This window comes from Candidatus Deferrimicrobiaceae bacterium, assembly GCA_035256765.1.
Taxonomy (GTDB): Bacteria; Desulfobacterota; Deferrimicrobia; order Deferrimicrobiales; family Deferrimicrobiaceae; genus CSP1-8.
Genome location: DATEXR010000155.1, coordinates 1 through 4,426, shown reverse-complemented (window position 1 = coordinate 4,426; position 4,426 = coordinate 1). Strand labels below are relative to the sequence as shown.

Below are 4,426 nucleotides of genomic sequence, written 5' to 3'. Positions count from 1 at the left end.
ATGCCTTCCTCCCGCGAGAGGCGCCGTGCGAACTCGATCGACTCCTCGTTGGTGACGGTCTCCACCCTGTCGACCAGCGAGAGGTCGAGCACGTCGGGGATGAACCCCGCCCCGATCCCCTGGATCTTGTGGGGGCCCGGCTTCAGCGGCTCCCCCCGCAGCGTCTGGGTGATGACGGGGCTGTGGATCGGTTCGACCGCCACGGAGAGGATCTGCTTTCCCTTCGTCTTCTTGATGAACCGGGAGACTCCGGTGATCGTCCCCCCCGTGCCGATGCCGGAGACGAGCACGTCGATCTCCCCTTCCGTGTCCTCCCAGATTTCCGGCCCGGTGGTGTCCTCGTGGACCTGGGGGTTGGCGGGGTTCTGGAACTGCTGCGGCAGGTAATGTTTCGAGGGGTCCGACGCGACGATCTCGTTCGCCTTGTCGATCGCCCCTTTCATCCCCTTCGCCCCTTCCGTCAGAACCAGCTCCGCGCCGAAGGCCTTCAGCACCATCCGGCGCTCGATGCTCATCGTGTCCGGCATGGTGAGGATGATCTCGTACCCCCGCGCGGCGGCCACATAGGCCAGGGCGATCCCCGTGTTCCCGGAAGTGGGCTCCACGATCGTCTTCCCCGGACCGAGAAGTCCCCTCTTCTCCGCATCCCATACCATCGAAGCGCCGATACGGCACTTTACCGAATACGCCGGGTTGCGCCCCTCGACCTTCCCCAGCACCGTCGCTTTCGCCCCGTCGACGATCCGGTTGAACTTCACGAGGGGGGTTCTCCCGATCGATAACGAGTTGTCCTGGAACCATCTGGACATGGCGATCCTCCCGATATAATCGATGTGTTTAATAGTATTTAATCCCCCCCCGTGTGTCAATGGGATCTTCCCCGCTTCCCATTTCCCTGGATTGGCAGTATCTTTTCTGGATGGAAATTCAGACGCTGTGCGTATTCTGCAGCTCGAGCAATCTGGTTCCCGAACTTTTCCGAAGCGACGCGATCGCACTCGCCGACCGGTTGGTCGACGAAAAGATCACGCTGGTCTACGGAGGCGGCTCCGTAGGCCTCATGGGAGTCCTCGCGGACCGGATTCTCGAAAAGGGGGGGGGAGTGATCGGCGTCATTCCGGAGTTCCTTCGCACGGAGGAACTCGCCCACGAGGGCCTCACGGAAATGATCGTCACAGGATCGATGCACGAGCGCAAGATCGAGATGAGCCGGAGGGCCGACGCCTTCGCGGTCCTGCCGGGCGGCTTCGGGACATTGGACGAATTTTTCGAGATCCTCACCTGGAAGCAGCTCGGCCTGCATGCGAAGCCGATCGTCGTGGCCAACACCGGAGGATGGTTCGACCCGATCCTTGCCTTCTTCCTCCGCGCGGAAAACCATCGCATGGTATCGCGCGAGAACCTTGGTCTCGTGGAGGTCGTCGATTCCGCCGCCCTGGTCGTGGACACCCTGTTGCGCCGCCGGGACCCGGCCGGCGCCATCCCCCGCCTTTTCCGGTCGTAGCCCGCATTTCTCACCAGGGTTCGTCGCGAGGCGGTGGAGACGGGCATGGATACAAGGCGCGCGACCGAGGGGCCCGGAGACGTAGTGGACACTACGTCGAGGAGCCCGACCGAGCGCAACGCAGTAGACATGCCTGGTTCCGCCGCCGCAGCAGAAGCCTGGTGAGAATTGCGGGTCAACCTCGAGCGATGTAAAATGAATCCGGATATGAACGCGAAATCCCCTGTGACATTGGATCTGACCCGTACGTTGCTGGGTGCGCTCTTCATCGGCACGCTCATCGCCGCGAGTTTCTGGATCCTCCTGCCTTTCCTCACCGCCATCCTCTGGGCGACCACGATCGTCGTCACCACGTGGCCGGTCCTCCTGGGACTCCAGGCGCGGGTTCTCGACAAACGCTGGTTCGCCGTGACCGTGATGACCGTTTTGCTCCTGCTGGTCATCATCGTCCCCTTTTCCCTGGCCGTCTCCGTCATCGTCGACAAGGTGGGCGATATCGCGGCCTTGGGCAAGTCGCTGGCGGCGTTTCCCATCCCATCCCCGCCGGGCTGGCTCGACCGTATTCCGATAGCCGGGCCGAAAGTCGCGGCCACCTGGAGGCAGTATGCGGCCCTCCCCCGGGAGGAACTCTCCGCGCTGCTGACGCCCTACGCGGGAAAAGCCTTGCGCTGGTTTGCGGCACAGGCCGGCAGCCTCCTGATGATGTTCCTCCAGTTCCTTCTGATCGTGATCGTCTCCGCGATCCTCTATGCCAAGGGCGAAGCGGCGGCCTCGGGGGTCCGCAGTTTCGCGCGGCGCCTCGCCGGAAGGCAGGGAGAGGATGCCGTCAACCTGTCCGCAAAGGCGATACGGGGGGTGGCGCTCGGGATCGTCGTAACCGCGATTATCCAGACGTCCATCGGCAGCATCGGCCTCGTCATCACCGGTGTGCCCGCCCCGGGGGTGCTGACGGCGGTGATGTTCATGCTCTGCCTGGCGCAAGCCGGTCCGGCTCTCGTGCTGATTCCTGCCGTGATCTGGCTCTACGGGAAGGACGGGGCGCTGTGGGGGACCCTCCTGCTCGTCGTGTCGATCATCGCCGTCACCATCGACAACGTAATCCGTCCCGTTCTCATCCGGAAAGGGGCAGACCTGCCGCTGGTCATGATCTTTGCGGGCGTCATCGGAGGCCTCGTCGCCTTCGGCATCCTCGGTATCTTCATCGGGCCGGTGGTCCTTGCGGTCTCTTACGCCCTGCTCAAGTCCTGGGTGCTGGGTGACGGGCGCGAGGAGGAGGCGGCAGAGGGCGACTGAAGCGGGGTGTCGGGAACCCCCATCGGAGCCGGACCAACACGGTCCACCCCCGGTGGTCCCATTGGCGGGGAAACACCCCCGAACAACCGACCTGTTGTCATCAGGGTTCCGTGCTAGCCCGCCCGGAAGCGGGACATCCCGGATCAGGGCGGCTCCTGCACCGGGAGCGACGCCTTCATCCTTCGCCGTTTCGCCGACCGCAGGTTAAGGAACTCCACGAAGGCGGAAAAAGCGATCGCGAAGTAGAGGTACCCCCGCGGTATGTGGAACCCGATGCCGTCGGCTATCAGCGCCATGCCGACGAGGATCAGGAAGCTCAGCGCCAGGAGCTTGACCGAAACGTGGGCATTCACGAAACGGCTCAGGGACTCCGAGGCCAACAGCATGATGGCGATGGCGATGATGATGGCCCCCGCCATCACAGGCAGATGCTTCGCCATCCCGATGGCTGTGATGACGCTGTCCAGGGAAAAAACGACGTCCAGGACGAGGATCTGGGCGATTGCCGCCACGAACCCGGAAACGCGGGATTGGCGGATCTCCTCCTCGACCCCTTCCACGGTGGCGTGGATCTCCACGGTCCCTTTGGCCAGCAGGAAGAGTCCGCCAGCAGCCAAGATGACATCGCGCAGGGAGACGGAATGTCCGAACACGGCGAAAAGCGGCTTCGTCAGCCCCACCAACCACGCCATGCCGGCAAGCAACAGCAACCGGGTGATCACCGCCAGCGCCAGGCCGGTACGGCGCGCGCGGCTCTGTTGGGACGCCGGCAGGCGGTTGGACACGAGGGAGATGAAGATCAGATTGTCGATGCCCAGGATGATTTCCAGGACCGTCAGGGTCAGCAGACTGGCCCAGAGGTGAGGGTCGAGCAGGATTTCCATGCGTTACCTCCGGGGACTCTCCTTTTTCGCCCTCCGAATGGTCGTTGTCTGCACGGGGTTTGCAGTCCGTACGGACTCTCCGGAAGAGGCGAGTCCCCCTCCCGGCCGCGACGAGAGAAAAAGGAGATTCCTATCGAACGGTTCTACCGGGTCGACAAGGCGAGGTCCCGCGAACTCGGGGGACCCGGCCTGGGGCTTCCCATCGCCAGGCACATCGTCGAATCCCGCTGCGGGACGTTCCAGACGGGAAGCCGGATGGAGGAAGGAACGAAATACCTGATCCGCATCCCTGGGGGAAGCTTCGGCTCCTTTCCCTGCCTGCCGGACCGGAAGGGAAGCAGAGGAAAAAGTCCGGGGCCGTTCTCGCCCCATCCTCCAAGTCCGCCGGTTGCCACCTGCGGATTTCTTAGCGCGTCATTTCAAGGAACGATTCCTGCCGGTGATCGTGTCCCCCCGGACCGGGATCAATCCTTCAGGAGAAAGGTCACACTCATGTTCACACGGAATTCGGTGACTTTCCCTCCTGTTACAATGATTTTCTGTTCCTTGATCCAGGCTCCCTGGATCCCCTCGAGCGTCTTCGAGGCGCGGGCGACCCCCGAACGGATCGCATCCTCGAAGCTCTTGGGCGACGATGCCGTGATTTCCACTACCTTCGCGACCGACCCTGCCGCGCCTTTCTCCGATGTGGCCGACATGACGACTCCTTTCACCAGGAGGGTTTACCGCAGGGGATTCCCCATAT

Annotated in this window: 5 protein-coding genes; 2 read left to right on the top strand and 3 right to left on the bottom strand. The window is 63.1% G+C overall.

Annotation, left to right across the window (positions count from 1 at the left end):
- A partial coding sequence (cysK, locus tag VJ307_05370; protein ID HJX73570.1) for a cysteine synthase A occupies window positions 1-809 on the bottom strand: 809 nt, incomplete at its 3' end.
- A 110-nt stretch (window positions 810-919) separates the two neighbouring features.
- Between cysK and VJ307_05365 the strand changes: the two genes are divergently transcribed.
- Together VJ307_05365 and ydiK are read left to right on the top strand one after the other, a co-directional pair.
- Window positions 920-1,504, top strand: coding sequence for a TIGR00730 family Rossman fold protein (locus VJ307_05365; protein HJX73569.1), 585 nt, complete (start codon window positions 920-922; stop codon window positions 1,502-1,504).
- Between the two features lie 195 nt (window positions 1,505-1,699).
- Window positions 1,700-2,797, top strand: a complete 1,098-nt coding sequence (gene ydiK, locus VJ307_05360) for an AI-2E family transporter YdiK (protein ID HJX73568.1) — start codon at window positions 1,700-1,702, stop codon at window positions 2,795-2,797.
- A 143-nt stretch (window positions 2,798-2,940) separates the two neighbouring features.
- Here the strand turns inward: ydiK and VJ307_05355 are convergent, their stop codons facing one another.
- The gene (locus VJ307_05355) at window positions 2,941-3,681 is read right to left on the bottom strand and encodes a TerC family protein (protein HJX73567.1); all 741 of its coding nucleotides are present in this window, start codon (window positions 3,679-3,681) and stop codon (window positions 2,941-2,943) included.
- 464 nt (window positions 3,682-4,145) lie between these two features.
- Complete coding sequence (locus VJ307_05350) at window positions 4,146-4,379, bottom strand: dodecin family protein (protein HJX73566.1); 234 nt, start codon at window positions 4,377-4,379, stop codon at window positions 4,146-4,148.
- Between the last annotated feature and the right edge of the window lie 47 nt (window positions 4,380-4,426).

Excerpts from the sequence above, each read along its gene's own strand:
- VJ307_05365 (HJX73569.1), top strand. The coding sequence starts at position 920 with ATGGAAATTCAGACGCTGTGCGTATTCTGCAGCTCGAGCAATCTGGTT.
- ydiK (HJX73568.1), top strand. The coding sequence starts at position 1,700 with ATGAATCCGGATATGAACGCGAAATCCCCTGTGACATTGGATCTGACC.
- VJ307_05355 (HJX73567.1), bottom strand. The coding sequence starts at position 3,681 with ATGGAAATCCTGCTCGACCCTCACCTCTGGGCCAGTCTGCTGACCCTG.
- VJ307_05350 (HJX73566.1), bottom strand. The coding sequence starts at position 4,379 with ATGTCGGCCACATCGGAGAAAGGCGCGGCAGGGTCGGTCGCGAAGGTA.